The sequence below is a fragment of the Comamonas sp. MYb69 genome (assembly GCF_037479315.1).
GTDB lineage: Bacteria > Pseudomonadota > Gammaproteobacteria > Burkholderiales > Burkholderiaceae_C > Comamonas.
Genome location: NZ_JBBGZG010000003.1, coordinates 274,750 through 292,264, shown reverse-complemented (window position 1 = coordinate 292,264; position 17,515 = coordinate 274,750). Strand labels below are relative to the sequence as shown.

The 17,515-nt window shown below is 66.4% G+C and carries 13 protein-coding genes; 2 read left to right on the top strand and 11 right to left on the bottom strand.

The window, feature by feature from the left end:
• Positions 1-99: 99 nt before the first annotated feature.
• Positions 100-309, bottom strand: coding sequence for a helix-turn-helix transcriptional regulator (locus WH303_RS05535; RefSeq protein ID WP_021025365.1), 210 nt, complete (start codon positions 307-309; stop codon positions 100-102).
• On the bottom strand, positions 309-719 hold the full coding sequence (locus tag WH303_RS05530; protein ID WP_339517324.1) for a hypothetical protein: 411 nt from the start codon (positions 717-719) through the stop codon (positions 309-311). The genes WH303_RS05535 and WH303_RS05530 overlap by 1 nt, the downstream gene beginning before the upstream one ends.
• Positions 720-1,003: 284 nt before the next feature.
• Here WH303_RS05530 and WH303_RS05525 point away from each other — a divergent pair, with 284 nt between their 5' ends.
• Positions 1,004-2,203, top strand: a complete 1,200-nt coding sequence (locus WH303_RS05525) for an IPTL-CTERM sorting domain-containing protein (RefSeq protein ID WP_339517323.1) — start codon at positions 1,004-1,006, stop codon at positions 2,201-2,203.
• Between the two features lie 48 nt (positions 2,204-2,251).
• On the opposite strand, the gene WH303_RS05520 is transcribed toward WH303_RS05525, so the two are convergent.
• The 5 genes from WH303_RS05520 to WH303_RS05500 form a co-directional block, all read right to left on the bottom strand.
• On the bottom strand, positions 2,252-3,655 hold the full coding sequence (locus tag WH303_RS05520; RefSeq protein WP_339517322.1) for a phospholipase D-like domain-containing protein: 1,404 nt from the start codon (positions 3,653-3,655) through the stop codon (positions 2,252-2,254).
• Positions 3,656-3,714: 59 nt separating this feature from the next.
• On the bottom strand, positions 3,715-4,074 hold the full coding sequence (gene arsC / locus WH303_RS05515) for an arsenate reductase (glutaredoxin) (RefSeq protein WP_339517321.1): 360 nt from the start codon (positions 4,072-4,074) through the stop codon (positions 3,715-3,717).
• A 13-nt stretch (positions 4,075-4,087) separates the two neighbouring features.
• Positions 4,088-4,492: a hypothetical protein gene (locus WH303_RS05510; RefSeq protein WP_133855284.1), complete on the bottom strand. Its 405-nt coding sequence runs from the start codon at positions 4,490-4,492 to the stop codon at positions 4,088-4,090.
• A 53-nt stretch (positions 4,493-4,545) separates the two neighbouring features.
• Positions 4,546-5,931: a phosphatase domain-containing putative toxin gene (locus tag WH303_RS05505; RefSeq protein ID WP_339517320.1), complete on the bottom strand. Its 1,386-nt coding sequence runs from the start codon at positions 5,929-5,931 to the stop codon at positions 4,546-4,548.
• A gap of 371 nt (positions 5,932-6,302) precedes the next feature.
• Positions 6,303-7,937, bottom strand: a complete 1,635-nt coding sequence (locus tag WH303_RS05500; RefSeq protein ID WP_339517319.1) for an ABC transporter permease — start codon at positions 7,935-7,937, stop codon at positions 6,303-6,305.
• Positions 7,938-8,190: 253 nt separating this feature from the next.
• Between WH303_RS05500 and WH303_RS05495 the strand changes: the two genes are divergently transcribed.
• Positions 8,191-9,234: an ABC transporter ATP-binding protein gene (locus WH303_RS05495; protein WP_339517318.1), complete on the top strand. Its 1,044-nt coding sequence runs from the start codon at positions 8,191-8,193 to the stop codon at positions 9,232-9,234.
• Between the two features lie 28 nt (positions 9,235-9,262).
• Here WH303_RS05495 and WH303_RS05490 read toward each other — a convergent pair whose 3' ends face one another.
• From WH303_RS05490 to WH303_RS05475, 4 genes are all read right to left on the bottom strand, one after another.
• Positions 9,263-10,018: a lysophospholipid acyltransferase family protein gene (locus WH303_RS05490; protein WP_339517317.1), complete on the bottom strand. Its 756-nt coding sequence runs from the start codon at positions 10,016-10,018 to the stop codon at positions 9,263-9,265.
• 32 nt (positions 10,019-10,050) lie between these two features.
• Positions 10,051-10,500, bottom strand: coding sequence for a Holliday junction resolvase RuvX (gene ruvX, locus WH303_RS05485; protein ID WP_021027280.1), 450 nt, complete (start codon positions 10,498-10,500; stop codon positions 10,051-10,053).
• Positions 10,497-11,105: a YqgE/AlgH family protein gene (locus WH303_RS05480; protein ID WP_021027281.1), complete on the bottom strand. Its 609-nt coding sequence runs from the start codon at positions 11,103-11,105 to the stop codon at positions 10,497-10,499. The genes ruvX and WH303_RS05480 overlap by 4 nt, the downstream gene beginning before the upstream one ends.
• A 122-nt stretch (positions 11,106-11,227) precedes the next feature.
• Positions 11,228-17,515: a hybrid sensor histidine kinase/response regulator gene (locus WH303_RS05475; protein ID WP_339517316.1), complete on the bottom strand. Its 6,288-nt coding sequence runs from the start codon at positions 17,513-17,515 to the stop codon at positions 11,228-11,230.

Here is a 17,515-nt window from a genome sequence, read left to right as displayed (position 1 = left end):
ACCAAAGCAGAGAAAACCCTGTCAGCCAATGCCGACGATATGGGGCTATGCACGCCCGTGCTTGACGCAGATCAGCGATCTACGCCCGGCGCGCAACCGTCAGCCCGGCGCGCTGCGGTAAGGGTTCTGAAAGATCGCCTCGACTGGCAGCTCAAACACCACGCTGATGCGGTAGGCCAGGTCGAGCGAGGGATCGTGCTTGCCCGTCTCCAGCGCATTGACGGCCTGGCGCGATACCCCCAGGCGCTGCGCCAGATCGGCCTGGGTCCATTGGGCTTGGGCGCGCAGCGTGCGCAGATGGTTGTCCATCAGCCGCGCAGCCGCATCACGCCAGTGACGAGCCCCCAGACCAGCCAGAACAGCGGCACCACCAGCCAGGCAGGCGCATGGGGCGCTGCGGCATAGCTCTCGCCAAAACCCCAAACGCTGCACAGCATCAGCACCAGGCCGCAGGCGATCACCATACTGCGGATGGCCTGCGCGCGCTGGTACTCGTCCGCCGCCTGTATCCACTGCAAGGACGCCCGCAGCTGCGCGGCAATCGGCAGCGCAACGGCCAGCGCCAGCAGCCAGGCCGCTGGCGTGCCGAGGATGGCATCAAAAACGCCCACGATGACCAGCGCATGGATGGCGCAGTACAGGCCCATCCACAGCGCCGTCCGGAGGAGGTAGGCGCGCATGCTGGGGCTGGGGTAAGGGGGAGGAAGAGCGTTATGCATGAGGATAACCAAGAGAGATGTAAAGTAAACCTGACTTTAGCAAATGTCAGGTTTACTTGTCAATCTATACCTGCATCGCAGGCCAGGCCGTCGGCGCAGCGCCAAGCCACGCCCCGCTCCACCCTCCGCCGTCGACAGCCCCTCCGCAGGTGGCCTGCCCGCAGCGGAGCAGCAGCAAAATGCCACAACTCTGTGGACAATTATCAAAAGGCATCCCTGGGCAGCATTGGTAACAGACGCGGGCAATTCGATTTGAAATAATAAAAAATCAATTGAATTCTTGGATGCCATTTACGATGTTTTTCCAGTCCACACCACAGCCCCAAGCCTGGCTTGCCAGCTCGCTGCTGGCGACAGCCCTGGCCGTCTGTGCCCTGCCGGCGCAGGCCCAGAGCCCCGTCACCATCGACTGCAGCCCCAACTCGCTGGCGCAGCTCAACACCGGCCAGCCCAGCAGCACCAACCCGGCCATAGACAGCCGCTGGCGCTTCCAGTACCTGGCGGCCTACGCGGGCAGCTCGCCAGCCAACTGGGGCAGCTTTGGTGATGCGGCCATCGTCACCAGCCGCAACGCCAGCTGGACCAGCACGCCTGCCAACAGCACCACCGCGCAATGGATTGGCCTCAATGCCTGGGGCGGCCAGCCCTATGTGGATGGCGCCAACTTTGGCAATATCGATGCGCTGTTCCAGGTGCAGTTCAACCTCGACCCCAGCGTGTCTCTGGGCAGCTTTCAGCCCTCGATGACCTACAGCGCCGACAACTCCGTGGTGGACATCTTCATCAACGGCCAATCGCAGCTGGCACGCGGCGCGGGCACCTGGGGCCTGCCCCAGGCGGGCAGCGCCAACCAGTTTGGCTACAACGGCTTTGGGGGCTTTCGCTGGCTCACCATCGCGATGGCCTCGCCCGATTGGCAGGCAGGGGCCAACACCATCACGGTCTATGTCAAAAGCGGCAACCCCGCGATGGGCTTTGCCGCCGCCATCGCAGGCGCCAATGCCTGCACCGCCAATGAGGCGCCTAGCGCGATCCCTGCCGTCAATGGCCAGCCCGAGATCGGCCAGACGCTGACCGGCAGCTACAGCTATGCCGACACCGAAACCGACCCGGAAGACGGCAGCACGGCAGGTACGCGCTACCAATGGGTGCGCAGTGACAATGCCAGCCTCACCCAGGCGGCCCAGGGCACGGTGCTGCAGTCGGGCAACACGATGGGCGCATCAGGCACGGTGACCTACACCACGCAAGCGGCCGACGACAAGGCCTATCTGTATTACTGCGTCACCCCGGTGGCCCAGCGCGGAACCTTGGTGGGCGCCGAGGTCTGCAGTGCCGCCTTTGGTCCGGTCAAGACCACGACGCCGCCGCAACCGGTGACGCCCAAGGCAGTTCCGCTGCTCGATATCTGGGCCTTGCTCGGTCTGTCGGGCCTGGTGGCAGGATGGGGCCTGGCGCGGTCACGCAAACGCCCGCAGGCCTGATGCCAGCCACCTGCGGGTGGCTTTTTTGTAGCGCGGGTGCTGGGCGCCTCAGAGTTGAAAGGCGACTGCGCGCACCAGCCCCTCCCCTACATCGCGCCACCAGCCGGGCGCGCGGTAGGCGTAGGCAGAGCTTTGCGCCATCTGCTGCTCAGACCACTGCTGCAGCCAGGCAATGTCGGGGGCGCTGTAGAAGGCCGTCATCGCCTCGTAGTTCAGGAACAGGCTGCGCCCGTCGAGGTTGGCCGATCCGCACAGCCCCATGCTGTCGTCCACAATCACCACCTTGGCATGCACCATGTGGGGAGAGCAAAACACCTCAGCCCCCGCCAGTACCAAGGCGCGCAACGCGCGCTCGCGCGCCCAGTCGGCCAGGCGGTGGTTGGAGCGCTGGGGCACCACCACGCGCAGGTGCACGCCGCGCCGGCAGGCCAGGCACCAGGCTTCGAGCAGCGCGTCATCGGGCACAAAATACGGGCTCACCAAGGTGATGGAGGTCTGCGCATGGAAGGCGCTGGCCAGGTAGAGCGCATGCAAGCTGTCGTCGGCATGGTCGGGGCCGCTGGGCAGCCACTGCGCCCAGGCCTGGTCCCCCCCACCCAACGCCATTGCGGGCGATAGCCACACCGGGCGGCGCCGCCCTCGGGCCGCACGCCAGTCGGCCTCGAACTGCGCCGTCACCACGCCGGCCAAGGCCCCTTGCACATTGAAGCTCAGGTCCACCCAGGCCGGGTGCCCGGCGCTGCTGGGCAGAAAGTACTCATCGGCCAGATTGCGCCCCCCGCTCCAGACATGCACGCCATCGGCCACCGCCAGCTTGCGGTGGTTGCGCAGGTTGCTGCCGCCGCGAATGGGCTGCAGCATCGGCACCATGAAGCGGCGCACCAGCACGCCCGAGCGGCGCAACTGGCGCAGGCGCCCGGGCAGCAGGCGCCAGCAGCCCACGCCATCGAGCAGCAAGCGCACCTTGACGCCGCGCGCCGCTGCCTGCTGCAGCGCCGTGCCAATCTGGCGCCCGACCACATCGTCGGCAAACACATAGGTGCACAGGTCCAGATTGCGCTGGGCCTGCTCAATCAGCCGCAGCAACTGCTGCAGGGCCTGCAGACCATCCTGGTGGAACACCACCTCGGCATTGGGCTGGGCGGCATCGAGCTCCATGCTCGCCAGCAGCTGGCCGGCCCAGGCCGGCACCTGCCTGGGCACACTGCTGCGGCGCTGCCCGCTGTTGGGGATGACCGCATGCGCCGGGGGCCGGACTGCCTTGCGCGGCCCGAACACCAGAAACAGCGGCAAAAAGAGATAGGGAAAGGTGACCATGCCCAGCACCCAGCCGATGGCCGATGCCGGGTGACGGCGCTGGTGGCCGGCGCGGGTGACCAGCGTGTAGACCAGGAGTGCCACCATCACCGCAATCGTGTGGCCCAGGCCGGACAGGACGGTCACGCGCAGCATCTGCTAGCCCCCGTCTGCCGATACGGAGCTGCAGCTGGGCAACTGGGCGGCCGGGCCCATCAGAGCAGGTCGAGCACCCGCTCGGGCGGGCGGCACAAACGGGCCCCTTTGGCGCTCAGCACAATCGGCCGGTTGAGCAGCTGGGGGTGGGCGGCAATCTGCGCGATCAGCTCGGCATCGCTCAGGCCTTCGCGGCCCAGGTCCAGTTCCTGGTAGATGGCTTCCTTGCTGCGCATCACATCGCGCACCGGCACACCCAGCTGGGCGATCAGCGCCGTCAGATGCGCGGGGCTCAGCTGTGCGTGCAGGTAGTCGATGACCTGGGGCTGGATGCCACGCGCCTCAATCAGCGCCAGCGCGCCGCGCGAGTTGCTGCAGCGCGGGTTGTGGTAGATGGTGATCGTGTCTTCTTGGGCCATGGCCCCGATCTTATTACAGAGAGGCTTCGAGCTCGGGCATGATGATGCGCGCCTTGGTCAGCGCCATGCCCAGGTTGGCGGTGCGCCGGCAGACCAGCACGGCCACATACTCGGGGTTGGCCTTGCCGCGCATGAAGATGTGGATCAGGTTGTCGCTGTTGACGATGATCTCCTGGAAGTAGTGGTGGCCGTCGTCCTGCAGGCCACGCGACTTCTTGAACATGCGCTCGATCATCGAGACATTGGGACCGTTGAAAAGGTCGGCCGTTGCAGCGGCCACCAGGTCGATCACCTCGCGCGGGTGCGAATCCACCGTGCGAATGGCCAGCAGCATGCCGGTGGCCACATCGACATAGCCGGCAGCCAGGCATTCGGGCACAAAGGTGGCGACTTTCTGTAAAACGGTATCCATGGACATGAGTTGTGTTCCTTCAAAGTGGGTGGGTCAAGGGCCGACACGCCGGGCGGCGATCAGCCCATTTTTTCCAGCAGCATTTCCTCGTAGGCCAGCAGCGCCAGCTCTTGCTGCCTGGACTGCACGTACTGCGGCTCGATCTCGCGCACACGGCGCAGCGCTTCCTCGGCGGTGACGCCTTCAAACACCAGCCAGGCGGCCAGCACGGTGCCGGTGCGGCCCAGGCCTGCCAGGCAGTGCACGGCCAGCACATCGCCGGCCAGCAGCAGGCGCTTCATCTTGAGCATCAGCATCTGCAGCTGCGACACCGAGGGCGGCTCGCGGTCATGCACGGGCAGGTGCACATTGCGCAGGCCGTTGCGCGCCAGCGCCGCCTGGTCGATGTCGTTTTCGGTGAGCGACACCAGCACCGTGATGCCGCAGCGCTTCAAGGCCTGCATGTCCACATCGGTGTCGTTGACCACCCCTGGCAGCGGCGTGCCCGCCAGCTTGCCCGGCACCAGCCAGGCAAAGCCGCGCGGCCCGCGCGCGCCGGGCACAAAATGCTCGGCCGCCAGCACTGGGTTGGCGAGCACCAGATCGGGCAATACCGCGCGCTGGCTTTGGCGTGCGGCCTGGGCAGCGGTCGGCGCCGGCGCGGCGGCAGTGGCGGCAACTGGCTCTGCCTGCATCGCCTCTTGCACGGTCTGCTGCGGGGCCACCACCGCGCAGCTGCCGCTGCGCACAAACTGCTGGCCGGCGGGTGAATAAGGCGCGGAGAAAAAACGCTCGGCGCGGCTCGTCTCCTGCACCGCGCCGCCGGCCAGCAGCAGCACATGGTCGGCCACGCGCTGGGCGTGGCGCTGGTTGTGGGTCACCAGCAGCACGGCGCGCTCCTGGGCGATGCGCTTGAGCAGCTCCAGCAGCAGGTAGCTGTCGTAGTCCTGCAGGTCGGCGGTGGGCTCGTCGCACATCAGCAGCGCAGGCTCGGCCGCAGCCTCGCGCAAGATGGCAATGGCGCGCTGGTGCATCGCCGACAGCTCGATCGTGGTGCGCGCCAGCAACGGCTGGATATCGGCAAAGCCCATGCGCTCCAGATAGGCCTCGCACCAGGCACGCCGGTCCAGGCCGGAGAGCGGATGGCTGTGTTGCAGCAGTTCGGTCAGCGAATCGAGCACGCTCGATTGCATCAGGCGCACATGCTGGCGCACCAGCTGGGGCCGGTGCGTGCCTGCCAGCGGCTGGCCGCTGTAGCGCAGCTGCCCCCATTGCACAAAGCGCGGGTTCTCGTCATTGAGACCGGCCAGACTGCGCAGCGCCGTGGACTTGCCCCCACCCACCGGCCCCATCAGGGCAGTCACGGCGCAGGGCGCAATCTGCAGTTGCAGGCCGGAGAGGATGACCTTGTCGCCATAGGCCACGCCCCAGTTGTCTGTTTCCAGAACAGGTGTTGGTGTTTGCACGCGATGGGAGCCGCTGGGCGGCATTGGGAGGTGGACAAGGAGCCAAGCCGGGCACGAGCTCGGCACGCCAGCCATCCGACCGAGCGGATGGCGGCCATCCCCTTGATTCAAAAAACGAAACACCAATAGTCAATTAATGTTTCAAAAATGCAGTTTAGGGGGAAACCCGAAGCGCTTGTTTGATCCAGATCAAATGCGATATAGGTCAGCTATGGATCCGGCGAGAACACCACAGAATCGCCAATTATTGCGGCTAGGAGCCCGGCAAGCTGCGGCCACCGCGCGCCGATGGTGGACGGCAGATGGCAAGCGCATAGCCAGGACTGCCCGCTGCATCAGCAGGCAGGCAAAGGCATGGGCGCCGAGGATTCTCAGCGCGCGGCCGAGCTGCGCATGGTGCGGATCAGCAAGATGACCGGCACCAGCCCCACCAGCACCAGTGCCAGCGAAGGCAGCGCCGCCTCGCCCAGGCGCTCATCGCGTGCCAGCTGGTAGGCGACAACGGCCAAGGTGTCGCTGTTGAAGGGCCGCAGCACCATGGTGGCAGGCAGCTCCTTCATCACATCGACAAACACCAGCAAGGCAGCGGTCAAGGCCGAGCGGCGCAGCAGCGGGCCATGCACGCGGGCCAGCAGGCCGGCGCTGCCCACGCCCAGCATGCGCGCCGATTCATCGAGGCTTTTGGGAATGCGGGTGTAGCCGCTTTGCAAGGCCTGCAGCGCAATGGCGGTAAAGCGCACCAGGTAGGCCCAGATGATGCCGGTCGAGGTGGCCGTGATCAGCGCCGGAAAGCCCCACTGCGGCAGCGCCTGCTGCACCCAGCCAACGGGCAGCAGCAAGCCCACCACAATCACCGCGCCGGGCACCGCATAGCCCAGGCTGATAAGGCCCACGGTGCTGCGCGTGACCCAGTCCTGGCTGCGGCGTGCCGCGTAGGCGGCCAGCATCGCAATGGCCACCGCCAGCACGGCGGTGATGGCGCCAAAGCGGATGCTGTTGCCGGCCCACTGCACAAAGCGGTCCAGCGGAATCACCGACCAATCGGCCGCCAGGGGCCGCAGCATGAACATGACGGGCAGCACAAAGCCCAGCAGCACCGGCAGACCACAGACCAGCCAGGCGGCCAGACAGCGCGCGCCTTGCAGTCGGTGAGGCTGGGCCTCGGCCGATGAGGCGCGCCCCACCCCGCTGGTGACAAAGCGCATGCGCCGCTGCGCGCGCAGCTCCAGCTGCAGCACCACCAGTACCAGCACCAGCAGCATCGTGGCCAGCTGGGCTGCGGCACTGCGGTTTTCCATCGCCAACCAGGCCTTGTAGATGCCGGTGGTGAAGGTCTGGATGCCAAAGTAGCTCACCACGCCAAAATCGGCCAGGGTCTCCATCATCACCAGCGCCACCCCGGCCACCACGGCCGGCCGGGCCATCGGCAAGGCCACCGTCCAGATGCGGCGCGGCATCGAGGCGCCCAGCAGGCGCGCGGCCTCCATCAGGTGCGCGGCGCGCTCGCTCAGCGCCGTGCGCGCCAGCAGGTAGACATAGGGGTAGAGCGAGACCACAAACACCAGCACGGCGCCGCCCAGCGACCGCACCTCGGGCAGCAAGCGCCCTTCCCAGCCAAAGTTGGCACGCATCCACACCTGCAGCGGTCCGCTGAACTGCAGAAAGTCGGTATAGGCATAAGCCGTCACATAGGCCGGCATCGCCAGCGGCAGCAGCAGCAGCCACTCCAGGGTCTTGCGGCCGCGAAAATCGAACAAGGTCACCACGGCCGCGCACAAGCTGCCCAGCACCGCCGCGCCCAATGCCACCATCAGGCCCAGCGCCACCGTAGTGCGGATATAGCCGGGCAGCACCGTGGCAAACATCTCGCGCACCACGGCAAAGGCATCGGCGTCATTGCCCGCCCCGGGCAGCCAGGCGCTAAAGACCGTGAGCACCGGCAACACCAACACCAAGGCAATGGCTACGAGCAGCAGCTGACGACGGAAGCGGGCAAGGTTTTGCAAATGCGAATCACTGACGGGCCAAAAGCTGGCGATTCTACCTGCGCCCTTGCGAAGGATCCTCTGCATAAATCCCTGCCATGGCCTGAACGCGGTCTCGGGCGATCCGCTGCGTTGTCTCCCTTGTCAATAGCTACGGCTATTGACTGCAAAAGACGCCTTGCGGCTCATCCCGATCCGCGTCCATTCCATCGGGCGAGGGTTATGCAAAGCATCCTTATGCCCTTGCCATTGGGCGGCCCTCTACAATGCCGCCATGTTTCTTGAGGTCTCCCAACTGAATGTGCGCTACGCCGGGCGCCCCCAGCCTGCCGTGGCGCAGGTGTCCTTGCAGCTGCAAGCTGGCGATATCGGGGTGCTGATTGGTCCCTCGGGCTGCGGCAAGACCACCTTGCTGCGCGCCGTGGCCGGGCTGGAGCCCATCAGCGGCGGTGAGATCCGCCTGCAAGGCCAGGTGGTCAGCAGCACCAGCACCAGCCTGCCGCCCGAAAAGCGCCGCATCGGCATGGTGTTCCAGGACTACGCCCTCTTCCCGCATTTGAGCGTCGGCAAGAATGTGGCCTTTGGCATCCACCAGCGGCCCAAGGCCGAGCAACAAGCGCGCGTGCAAGAGGTGCTGCGCCTGGTGGGACTGGAGAACAGCGCTGCGCGCTACCCGCATGAGCTCTCGGGCGGCCAGCAGCAGCGCGTGGCGCTGGCCCGGGCGCTGGCACCCGAGCCGCAGCTGATGCTGCTCGACGAGCCCTTCTCCAATCTCGATGTGGACCTGCGCGAGCGCCTGGCCCATGAGCTGCGCGACATCCTCAAGGCCGCGCGGGCGACCGCCCTTTTCGTCACCCATGACCAGCTCGAAGCCTTTGCAATTGGCGACCAGATCGGCGTGATGGAAAGCGGCCATCTGCACCAATGGGCCGATGCCACGACCCTGTTCCAAAAGCCGGCGAGCCGCTTTGTGGCCAACTTTATCGGCCATGGCAGCCTGCTGCCGGCCAGCCCGCTGGCATCTGCGCAAGGCTGGCAGCTCGACACGCCCCTCGGTGCGATTGCGACGCCTGAGGCCCCAGAGGCCTGCGATGTGCTGCTGCGCGCCAGCGAGGTGGTGTTTGATGCGGACTCGCCCTACCGCGCGACCTTGCTGCGCAAATCTTTTCGGGGATCGCAGTTTTTGTACACCTTGCAGCTGCCCAGCCAGCAGCTGGTCTACGCCCAGGTCTCCAGCCAGCTGCAGCACACGGTGGGCGAGAGCATTGGCCTGCGCGCCCAGCCCGAGCACCTGGTCTGCTTCGCGCCCGAGCGCTGAGGCCCAAGCCCGAAGCGCTGATTCCTGATCAGCGCTGCACCTGGCGCAATTGGTCCACCGCCGCCTGCAGCTCGGCCGACCAGTCGCGCCGGTTGCGGCCTGCGCTGCTTTGCGGCTCGCCATAGTTGAGCTGGGCCACCAGCGGCGGGGCCGTCACCGTGCGCCAGATGGAGCCCAGCAGGCTCTCATCGCCGACATAGCTGGGGGCGCTGCTCATGCGGCCGCTGTGCTTGTCGTAAAAGCACAGGCCCAGCGGCAGCACCGGGGCCTCAGCGGCAATCGCCGATTGCAGCAAGTTTGCATGGAAGGGCAGCAGCTGCTGGCCATCACCGGTCGTGCCTTCGGGAAACACGGCCACCATATCGCCGTTGCGCATGGCCTCTTCCATACGGCTGACGGTGCGCATCGCATCGCGCCGGGAGTTGCGCTCGATGAACAAGGTGCCCGCAGCGCTGGCCAGCCCGCCAATCACCGGCCAGGCCTTGACATCGGACTTGGAAACAAAGCGGCAGTGCTTGGCCGCATGGATGGCCGGAATATCGAGCCAGGACAGGTGGTTGGCAACGATCAGCAAGGGGCCCTGCTGGGGTACGGTGCCCAGCACGCGCAGCTCGATACCGCTCAGCTGCAATAGCTTGCCGGCCCAGCGCTCCACCGCCCGGTTGCGCTCCGCATGGCCCAGGCGGCCAAACGTGCGCCAGATGGTGATGACACCGACAACGATATGCAGACCCAGCCGCGCCAGGCGTACCAGGCCAATAAAAGAACGGGTCAGTGCTTGCATGGGTGGGGTGTCGGAAGCTGTCTTGGCTGCTTTCAGGTCGTGGTGCCCAGATCGGGCACATCCAGACTGCGCATGAACTGTTCAAGAATGATGCAGGCCGAGGCCGCATCGGCATCGCGCGCGCCGTTGGCCAGCGCTTCGGTGGTGCTGTAGCGCTCGTCCACCTCAAACACCAGCAGGCCAAATCGCCCCCGCAGCTGGCGCGCAAAACGCAGCGCCAGCGCCGTGTTCTCATGGGCGGCGCCATCGGGGTGAAAGGGAATGCCGACCACCAGCGCATCGGGCTGCCACTGTGCGATCAGGCTCTCCATCGGGGTGAAGCGGGCCTTTCCTTCGGCGTTGATCGTCGGCAGCGGCCGGGCCGTGCCCAGCATGCGGGTGCCAAAGGCGGCACCGGTGCGCTTCATGCCAAAGTCAAAAGCGATAAAGCTTTGCATGCGCGCCGCCTCGGCCAGCAAAGGCTTGGTGGCCGCGTCCGTCATGCGCGGCCTGCGGCGGCAGACAGCGCCCAGGGCTGCACGCCCAGCAGCGCCAGCGCGGTGTCATAGCGCTCGGCCACGGGCGTGTCAAAAATCACGCCGGCATCGGCATGCACCGTGAGCCAGGCGTTTTCGGTGATCTCCGACTCCAGCTGGCCTTCGCCCCAGGTCGAATAGCCCAGCGAGACCAGCACCCGGTGCGGGCCGGCGCCGGTGGACAGCGCTTCGAGCACATCGCGCGAGGTGGTCATCTCCAGACCGCCAGGAATGGTCAGGGTGGCAGAGTACGCCGACTCATCGGCAGCACCCGACTCGATCACGATCCGGTCGTGCAGCACAAAGCCGCGCTCGGTGTGCACCGGGCCGCCCTGGAACACGGGCTCGAGCTCCAGGTCCTCGCGGCGCAGCGGCAGGTCGACCTTGTCAAACAGCTTGCCCATCGTGATGTCCGAGGGCTTGTTGATGATGATGCCCAGCGCGCCTTTTTCGCTGTGCTCACACACATAGACCACGCTGCGGCCAAACATCTCGTCTTGCATGCCAGGCATTGCAATCAGAAAGTGGTGAGTGAGGTTCATGGTCCCGGAAGTGTCAGTCTCAGCGCTCATGGGAACCATTGTACGGGCAGCCTGCCGCCCTTTTGTCTGCACAGCCCTCTGCATGCGCTGCCTGGCGCGCATAAAAAAGGGCTGCCCGCAGGCAGCCCTTCTGGCCGGAGCCCTCCACTCGATCAGTGCAGCGTGCCGGCGTCGGCCGCCTTGATCTCGTGGTCCAGCACGCACTGGCGTACCAGCGAGAGCAGCACCTCGTCGGCATAGGGCTTGCCCAGGTAGTGGTCCACGCCCAGGCTGGCGGCGTGCTCGCGGTGCTTGTCGGCAATGCGCGAGGTGATCATCACCACCGGCAGGTCCTTCATCGCCGCATCGGCACGGATCTCGCGCACCAGCTCGAAGCCGTCCATGCGCGGCATCTCGATGTCCGACAGCACCATGACCGGGCGCTCTTCGCGCAGACGGTCCAGTGCCTGCAGGCCATCGGCAGCCAGCGCCACGCGGTAGCCTTCGCGCTGCAGCAGGCGCTGCGTCACGCGGCGCACGGTGATGGAGTCGTCGACCACCAGCACCAACGGCGTCTGCACCACTTGCTCGGCCAGCTCGCGCACCGGCGCCTTGGCCACCTCGGGGCGCACGGCCGCCTGGGCAATGCGCTCGGCGATCTGATCGCCATAGACGGTGTACAAGGCCACCGGGTTGTAGATCAGCACAATCGCGCCCGATGCCAGCACCGACATGCCTGCCAGGCCTGGCAAACGCGCCAGCTGCGGGCCCAGGTTCTTGACCACGACTTCCTGGTTGCCCAGCACTTCATCGACGTGAACCGCCACGCGCTTGGTCGCCGAGCGCAGGATCACCACCGCACTGGTCTTCTCCGGCTCCTCGTTGCTGCGCAGGTTGCCCTGCAGCAGCGCGCCGGCAAAGTAGAACGGCAGCTCCTGCTCGTTGTCGGTGTAGATATTGTTGCCATGGGCCTGCTCGATCAGGGCCTTGGGCACGCGCCGCACATACTCCACCAGGTTGGCCGGTACGCCGAACTTGATGTCGCCCGCGCGCATCATCACCACCTGGGTGACGGCGGTGGTCAGCGGCATCACCATCTGGAAGCGCGTGCCCTTGCCCGTCTCTGAGGTGGTCACGATGTGGCCACCCAGAGACTGGATCTCGGTGCGCACCACGTCCATGCCGATACCGCGGCCCGAAAGCTCGGACACCTCAGAGGCGGTGGAGAAGCCCGGCGCAAAAATCAGCTGCGCGGCCTGGTCCACATCGAGCGGCTCGTCAGCCGTGATCAGGCCCGACTGCACCGCCTTGCGGCGAATCGCATCGAGCTGCAGGCCGGCGCCGTCGTCGTGGATGGACACGGCGATATCGTTGCCTTCCTGGCGCACATCGATGGCGATGATGCCTACCGGCTGCTTGCCCTGGGCCTTGCGCTCCTCGGGCGTCTCGATACCGTGCGCCACGCTGTTGCGCAGCAAGTGCTCGAACGCCGGGGTCACCCGGTCCAGAACGCCACGGTCGATCTCGATCGAGGCGCCGGTGATGTCGAGCTTGACCTGCTTGCCCAGCTCCTTGGAGATCTGGCGCACGATCGCATACAGACGCTCGGAGATGGAGTCGAATTCCACCATGCGCGTGCGCAACAGGTCGCGCTGCAGCTCACGGGCCTGGCGGCCCTGGGCAATCAGGTCGTCTTCGGCGCCTTCGGCCGTACGTTGCAGGTTGCGCTGCACCGTGCCCACGTCGTTGACCGACTCGGCCATCATGCGGGTAAGTTCCTGCACGCGGGTGAATCGGTCGAACTCCAGCGGGTCAAAGCCCGAGTCCGAATCCTTGGCCAGCGCCATGCGCGACTGCATCTGCGACTCGGCCTGCATCTCCACATCGCGCAGCAAGGTGCGCAAGCGCTCCAGGTTGCTTGACATGTCCTTGATGGACGAGCGGATGTTGCTCAGGCGCATATCGAGGCGCGAGCGCGCAATCAGCACCTCGCCCGCCTCGTTGACCAGGCGGTCGAGCAGCTGCGAGCGCACACGCACCGACTGGCCAGCAGCGGCACGCACCGGCGCCATGCGCAGCATCAGCGGCTTGTGCTGGACGCCAGCGCCTGCGTCGGCCGTATCCGCCGCTTGCGCAGCCTGCTCGGCACCAGCGCTTTCCTGCGCAGCGGGGGTGCTGGCGGCCACTTCGGCCACCACTTCGCCCATCTCGGTCGCAGCTGGCACCTGCTGGGGCAAGGCGCCTTCTGCCAGCACCTGGTTGCCGCGCTCTTGCAGGCCGACAAACTCATGCTGCAGGCCGTCGTAGCGCGCCAGCAGAATCTCGATGTCCTGGCTGGTCAGGTTTTCCGTGCCGATGTCCTCGACCTCGGACTCCATGCGGTGCGACATCTCGCCCAGGCGCATTGCGCCCGCCAGCCGTGCACTGCCCTTGAGGGTGTGCAGATGGCGCAGCACTTCGCCGCGTGGCGGCAGGTACTGCGGGTCGGCCGACCATTCCCGCAAGGCAGCGCCCAGCTTGGGCAGCAGCTCCTGCGCTTCTTCCTCGAAGATCAGGAACAGGTCCGGATCGATGACGTCGACCACTTCGATCGCATCGTCGTTGCGCAGCTCCAGCACATCAGGCAAGGCGGCCGTGGATACCGCGGCCACTGGCGCAAACGTGCGCACCGGCGCGGGCGCTGCGGCTGCGTGCTCGTGCAGCTCGGCCAGGCCCGAGGGCTCGGCGTCGAACTCGGCCAGGCCATAAGGCGGGTGCAGCTGCGAGTTGATTTCCTGGTTGGCGATATCGACCAGGTCCTGCACGACGATCTCGCTGGCGGGTTTGACAAAACCAGCCGCCAGTTGGTGCAGCAGCTTGCGAATCTCCGAGCCCGCCGCCTGGCAGGTATTGAGCCAGGAGACCTCCGGGTTGGAGAAGTTGTGGATATGGGAGAGCGCGTGCTCCAGCGCACGTGCCAGCTCGGACAGCGAGCCAAAGCCCACCGTGGACGAGCTGCCCGCCAGCGAATGGGCATAGGCGATCGCATCTTCGGGGAAGTTGCGGTTGGGCGCCTGGGCCCAGGCATACAGCACCTTCTCCAGGTTGTGCGACCAGTTCTCCGCTTCTGCCAGGTAGACATTGAAGAGCGCGGTACTCACGCCCAGCACATTGGCCACCTCGGCAGGCTCCTCGGTGTCTGCCACGGCCGGGGCTGCCGGGGCGGTCTCCTGCACCTGCACTGCTACCAAAGCTTCGGGCTGCACAGGCACTTCGGGTGCTTCCTGCGCTGCAGGCACTTCAGCAGGAGCTTCTGGTTCGGCGGGAGCTTCCAGGTCGGCGACGGCTTCGGGCTCCTGCACAGCGGCAGAGGCCAGCGCTTCGCCCAGGCTTTCTGCCGGGGTGTTCACGTGCTGCGCTTGCTCGGGCTCTGCAACGGGCGGGGTTTCCACCGCGTCCGTAGCCACCGCAGGCAGCACCAGGTCAGCGGGCACTTCCAGCAGGGTCTGGGGCTCGGCCACCGGCTCTTCGGGCAGCGCCTCCAGCTCGGGCAGCATGGTGTCTGCAAACTCTATGGAGTCAAAAGCGGTAGCGGCAGGCTGCGCCGGTGGCGCAGTTGGCTCGGGGACCAGGGGCAGCTCCACCAGGTCCAGTGACGGCAGCTCCAGCGGCAAGCGGGTCGGGGCGGGATCGAGCTTGGCCACCTCGTCCTCGGCCACAAACTCCAGGCCGGCATCCATCGAGACAAAGTCCAGCGCGCTGTCATGCGGCTGCAGCGACTCGGGCGCTTGCGCCTCGCTCGTCTTGGCCTCGGCACTGGCCATGGCCTGCGCAAACTCGGAGAAGTCCACTTCCTCGGCGCTCTCTGGCGCCATGGCCAGCGGCACCAGGCCCGAAGGCGTAGCGAGCGCGGGCGCAGGCTCCAGTGCAGCGGGCGGATCGAGCTCCAGGTCGATGCCGTCGAGCGGCCAGACCAGCGCAGGCGCTGCCTCGGCTTGGGCCACCGGCGCGGGGGCATCGCCCTCCGCGGGCAGCTCCAGCTCGGCCAGGGCCTGGGCAGTCTCTACCGCGTCAGGGGTGTCAGGGGCGTCATTGGCATCGGCCTCCAGCGCCATCTGCTGCGTATCGTGTGGCCATTCCTCGGCCTCGGCGGGCGCCTGGCCGGGCTCGGCGGGCACTACCAGTGGCAGGTGCAGGCCATCGATGCGCATGGCATCGGCCGAGATGCGGAAAATCTCGGGGTTCCAGGTGGACTGACGCTGCGCGCCAATGTCCTCGGCCCAGCGGCCAAAGCCGGTCAGTGCCTCGGCGCTCAACGCCAGCAGCGGTGCATTGGCCGGCTTGTGCTCGGCCAGCCAGCTATTGAGCACCTGCTCCATCGACCAGGCGGCATCGCCATACTGGACCAGCCCGACCATGCGGGAGCTGCCCTTGAGCGTGTGGAAGGCGCGGCGCAGGGTCGTCAAGGCATCGGCGTCGGCCGCATCGCGGCGCAAGGACTGCAGTGCTTGGCCGCCGGTCTGCACGACCGACTGGGCCTCTTCCAAGAAGATGTCCAGCAGCTCTTCGTCCAGCGATTCTTCCGAAACCTCTGGCTGTGCGGGCGCTGCCACCGGCGCTGCGGTTGCGGCGGCCGGTGCCGGGCTGGGCGCAAAAAACTGCAGATCGGGTGCGAGCACCGCAGGCGCCTTGGACGCCGGAGCGGGGCTGGCATCGAACAGCGGCGCCGGAATGGTGGGCGCAAAGTAGACGGAATCGTCTTCCGGCTCTTCGGGCACCGCAGGCGCTGCGACCGGCGCTGCTGCCACAGGCACGGGGGCAGGCGCGACATCGCCGGCCTTTTGCGTGCCCATCACAATGCGCAGCTCGCCACTGGTTGCATCAAACACAAAGAGCTTGCGCGCCAAGGTGCGCTGGTAGCCCAGCATGTCGAGCAGGAAACCCAGTGCGCCCAGGCTGTTGCCCAGCTTTTCGAACACGACCGGCTTGTCCTCGTCGGCCACCTGGCCGGCCGCAAGCTGGTCCACCACGGTGCGCAGGTGCTGCGTGGCAGCGACGGCCTGGTCCAGGCCCAGCACCGACAGCACGCCGCGCATCTGCGACAGCGAACCGGTGACGGTGCCCAGCATCGAGACATCGTCGGGGTTGCGGAAATACTGGTCCAGGTGCTTTTCGGCCTCGGCCAAGGTGGAGTGCAGTTCATCGACCACGCTGCCCATGGTCTGGTGGTCGCTGACGCGGCGGTACAGCTCCTCGACCCAGGTCTCCAGCGGCTCGGGCGGCTGGTCGGCCAGCACATGGTCTAGGCGCTGGGCCAGGCGGTCGGCGCGCTCTCGCATCAGCGCGGGCTTGACATCGAGCGACTCCAGATTGGCCTGCAGGTACAGCACGGCGGTGGCCACTTCCATGGCCATCGGCGTCGACGGTGGCGTGCTGGTGCTCACCAGCCGCTCGGTGACGCGGCCCAGCGCTGCACCCAGCTCGTCGGCGCCGATATGCAGCTTGTGCAGCGATTCGCGGATCAGGTGGAACTGGTCGGCCACCGGCTTGATCTTGTAGCGGTCGCCATCGGCGAGCGACGACCACAGCTCGGCAGCAGACTCCAGGCGCTTGCGCGCCTGCGCCAGCACGGCCGGGTCATACTGGCCAAAGCGCTCCTGGCCGTAGTTGACGCCTTGCAGCGCGTCGGTCTGCAGGCTGACACGCACGGCCTGCAGCACCGCGGCCTTGGCCTCATCGGGGCCCTGGGCCACGGCACAGAAAAAATTCAGCTCATGCTGCAGGCCCTGGTCCACATCGCTGCCACCCTTGGCATGCGCTGCGAACTGCATGATGACCCGCGACGCCGAGCGCTTCACATAGAGGTCGGGGTCGAGCAACTTGTACGCGAGCGCGTCAAAGAAGCCTGCGGCCACCTTCCAGAACAGTTTCAGCGGTCTTTGCGTCTGGCCCTGGGCCAGGCCCAGGCAGACGGCCGTCAAATCCTGCGCGGCGCGGCTGTCGGCAGACTTGATGATCTGCAGCATGTCCGAGTCCAGGCGCTCACGCGCGCTGCGGTCCAGCGGCAGTGCAGCGACTGCCGGGGTCAGCGGCTCCTGCTGCGCCTGGTCGCCATGCCACAGGTCGGCCGGGTGGACGCGCTCCACGCCGGCAAAGGCCTGCATCTCTTTGTATTGCGGAAACAAGGCCACAAAGGAGACATTGCGGCCCTTGAGCACATGGCTCAGGTACTCCAGCAGCGCAAACGAGGTCTTCTCCATCAGCGCCACCGATTTCTCGGTACACAGATGGGGCTTGGCCGCAAAGCGCTGCGCTGCCACTTCCATCAAACCCACCAGCTCGGCGGCCTGGTCGACACCCACCATCTGCAAGGCACCCTTGACCTGGTGCAGGTACTGCTTGGCCACGCGGATGCCGGTGTTGTCGATCGCCTCCAGATCCGATACCTTGGCCGCTTCCACATCCCGGCTGTAGCGAAGCAA

Bases quoted from the DNA above. Each gene is read 5' to 3' on its own strand.
- WH303_RS05535 (WP_021025365.1), bottom strand. From the start codon at position 309: ATGGACAACCATCTGCGCACGCTGCGCGCCCAAGCCCAATGGACCCAG.
- WH303_RS05530 (WP_339517324.1), bottom strand. From the start codon at position 719: ATGCATAACGCTCTTCCTCCCCCTTACCCCAGCCCCAGCATGCGCGCC.
- WH303_RS05525 (WP_339517323.1), top strand. From the start codon at position 1,004: ATGCCATTTACGATGTTTTTCCAGTCCACACCACAGCCCCAAGCCTGG.
- WH303_RS05520 (WP_339517322.1), bottom strand. From the start codon at position 3,655: ATGCTGCGCGTGACCGTCCTGTCCGGCCTGGGCCACACGATTGCGGTG.
- arsC (WP_339517321.1), bottom strand. From the start codon at position 4,074: ATGGCCCAAGAAGACACGATCACCATCTACCACAACCCGCGCTGCAGC.
- WH303_RS05510 (WP_133855284.1), bottom strand. From the start codon at position 4,492: ATGTCCATGGATACCGTTTTACAGAAAGTCGCCACCTTTGTGCCCGAA.
- WH303_RS05495 (WP_339517318.1), top strand. From the start codon at position 8,191: ATGTTTCTTGAGGTCTCCCAACTGAATGTGCGCTACGCCGGGCGCCCC.
- WH303_RS05490 (WP_339517317.1), bottom strand. From the start codon at position 10,018: ATGCAAGCACTGACCCGTTCTTTTATTGGCCTGGTACGCCTGGCGCGG.
- ruvX (WP_021027280.1), bottom strand. From the start codon at position 10,500: ATGACGGACGCGGCCACCAAGCCTTTGCTGGCCGAGGCGGCGCGCATG.
- WH303_RS05480 (WP_021027281.1), bottom strand. From the start codon at position 11,105: ATGAGCGCTGAGACTGACACTTCCGGGACCATGAACCTCACTCACCAC.